Origin of the sequence: Pseudomonas sp. FSL R10-0399 (assembly GCF_009600165.1) — a bacterium.
Lineage (GTDB): Bacteria > Pseudomonadota > Gammaproteobacteria > Pseudomonadales > Pseudomonadaceae > Aquipseudomonas > Aquipseudomonas helleri.
Genome location: NZ_WIWK01000226.1, coordinates 1 through 2,302, shown reverse-complemented (window position 1 = coordinate 2,302; position 2,302 = coordinate 1). Strand labels below are relative to the sequence as shown.

General features: G+C 61.0%; 3 protein-coding genes and 1 pseudogene. All 4 read left to right on the top strand.

Annotated features, from left to right (window positions below; genetic code table 11):
• The coding region (locus GHO41_RS29020) for an insulinase family protein (protein WP_178126612.1) at positions 1-675 on the top strand (675 nt) is incomplete at its 5' end.
• A gap of 150 nt (positions 676-825) precedes the next feature.
• Positions 826-900: a pyrroloquinoline quinone precursor peptide PqqA gene (gene pqqA, locus GHO41_RS29015; RefSeq protein WP_003422658.1), complete on the top strand. Its 75-nt coding sequence runs from the start codon at positions 826-828 to the stop codon at positions 898-900.
• 97 nt (positions 901-997) lie between these two features.
• On the top strand, positions 998-1,909 hold the full coding sequence (pqqB, locus tag GHO41_RS29010) for a pyrroloquinoline quinone biosynthesis protein PqqB (RefSeq protein WP_153435322.1): 912 nt from the start codon (positions 998-1,000) through the stop codon (positions 1,907-1,909).
• 104 nt (positions 1,910-2,013) lie between these two features.
• Positions 2,014-2,302 (top strand): annotated as a pseudogene (locus tag GHO41_RS29005) (pyrroloquinoline quinone biosynthesis protein C); the annotation flags it as partial.

The window sequence follows — 2,302 nt, the reverse complement described above, 5'->3', positions numbered from 1 at the left end:
GGCCTGCCTGCGGCCACGCAGCCCTTGATCAGCGCCGCCTTGAACAAAGCCCCTGGCACGCCGGACGCGCACTTGCCAATGGCCGCGCACTCGACCCAACGGCGCTGGGTCACAGAACCCTGCGAGTCCAGCGAACACGCCGTGCTGCTGTTTTGCCCGGCACCCGCTGGTGATCTGGCGGCCGAGGCCGCGTGGCGTTTGCTCGCCCAGTTGGCAAGCACGCCGTTCTATCAACAGCTGCGGGTTGAGCAGCAATTGGGCTACGCGGTGTTCAGCAGCCTGCGCCAGCTCAATGGGCAAACCGGCCTGCTGTTCGGCGTGCAATCGCCTCACGCCCCCGTGGCGAACATCTTCGAGCACATCCGTGCATTTCTGGCTCAATTGCCGACGCTCGTCACGGCACTGGATGAAACAACCTTCATCCAGGCGCGAGATGCCTTGGCGCAGCAGTTTTTGCCCAAGTCATTGAGCGGGGCTCAAGCGAGTGAACTGCTGTGGCAAGCAAAAATAGGGGGCCACCCGTCGGACGACTTGAAAGCGCTCTATACCGCGCTTATAAGGCTGGATCCTCAGACTACACTGCAGGCAGCTCAGCAGATTAATCAGCCTGAGTGCGCTTGGCTGTGCTTGGCTACCCAGCCCGCAACTGAAACGTTTTTTCTCGGACAAAGCTGATTTTTACCAACCGCGTAATGAGCTTTCTCTGACATAGAGCGCTCAGCAACAGACAATTTTAGTAACATAGCCGTCCAAGTTGTCAGAACCACTCCTTCGGGAGAGGGACTAACCCAGAGACACCCCACCAACCGCTGAAGGAGACACCCTATGTCGTGGACTAAACCTGCTTACACCGACCTGCGTATTGGCTTTGAAGTGACCATGTACTTCGCAAGCCGTTGATCTGTCCCGGCTCTTGGTTATCAAGAGTTGAGCAGAGCAACCCAACGCCTCGGCTCGCCGGGGCGTTTTTATTTTCAGATTTGCAAGAGAACACGCCATGTTTGTCCAGATTTTAGGTTCCGCCGCCGGCGGTGGTTTTCCACAGTGGAACTGTAACTGCGTGAACTGCGCGGGTTTTCGCGATGGCAGCCTGAACGCCAAAGCACGCACCCAATCCTCGATTGCGATCTCTGACGATGGCGTCAACTGGGTGCTGTGCAACACCTCGCCCGACATCCGCGCGCAACTCCAGAGCTTCGCCCCGATGCAACCGGGCCGCACCCTGCGTGACACCGGCATCAGCGCCATTATTTTGATGGACAGCCAGATCGACCACACCACCGGCCTGCTCAGCCTGCGCGAAGGCTGCCCGCACGAGGTGTGGTGCACCGACATGGTCCACGAAGACCTGAGCACCGGCTTCCCGCTGTTCAACATGCTCAAGCACTGGAACGGCGGCCTGAACTGGAACCGCATCGAGTTGCACGGCTCGTTCACCATCCCGGCTTGCCCGAACCTGCGTTTCAGCCCGCTGCCGTTGCGCAGTGCTGCGCCGCCTTACTCGCCGCACCGCTTCGACCCGCACCCGGGCGACAACATCGGCCTGATCGTTGAAGACCTGCGCACCGGCGGCAAACTGTTCTACGCGCCGGGGCTGGGCAAGGTCGACGCGCCGTTGCTGGACATCATGGCGGGCAGCGATTGCCTGCTGGTGGACGGCACGATGTGGGACGACGACGAAATGCAACGCCGTGGCGTGGGCACCCGCACCGGCCGTGAAATGGGCCACCTGGCACAGAACGGCCCCGGCGGCATGCTCGAAGTGCTGGAGCAATTGCCCGAGCAGCGCAAGGTGCTGATCCACATCAACAACACCAACCCGATCCTCGACGAAGACTCCGCCGAGCGCGCCGAACTGGCCCGCCGGGGCGTTGAAGTGGCCTTTGACGGCATGAGCATCGAGTTGTAACCCACCCAAAACCTGTAGGAGCGAGCTTGCCTCGCGAGCTTTTAAACGATCAAAAGATCGCGAGGCAAGCTCGCTCCTACAGAGGTTCACCTTCTGGAGGCACCATGACCCAAGCCCCACTCTCCACTGCCGAGTTCGAAGCCGCGCTGCGGGCCAAAGGCGCGTATTACCACATCTATCACCCGTATCAGGTGGCGATGTATGAAGGCCGCGCGACCCGCGAACAGATCCAGGGCTGGGTCGCCAACCGCTTCTATTACCAGGTCAACATCCCGCTCAAAGACGCCGCCATCCTGGCCAACTGCCCGGACCGCGAAGTCCGCCGCGAGTGGATCCAGCGCCTGCTCGACCACGACGGCGCCCCCGGCGAAGACGGTGGCATCGAAGCCTGGC

What these genes read in the sequence shown, in the direction of transcription:
- pqqB (WP_153435322.1), top strand. Translation starts at nt 998, where the DNA reads ATGTTTGTCCAGATTTTAGGTTCCGCCGCCGGCGGTGGTTTTCCACAG.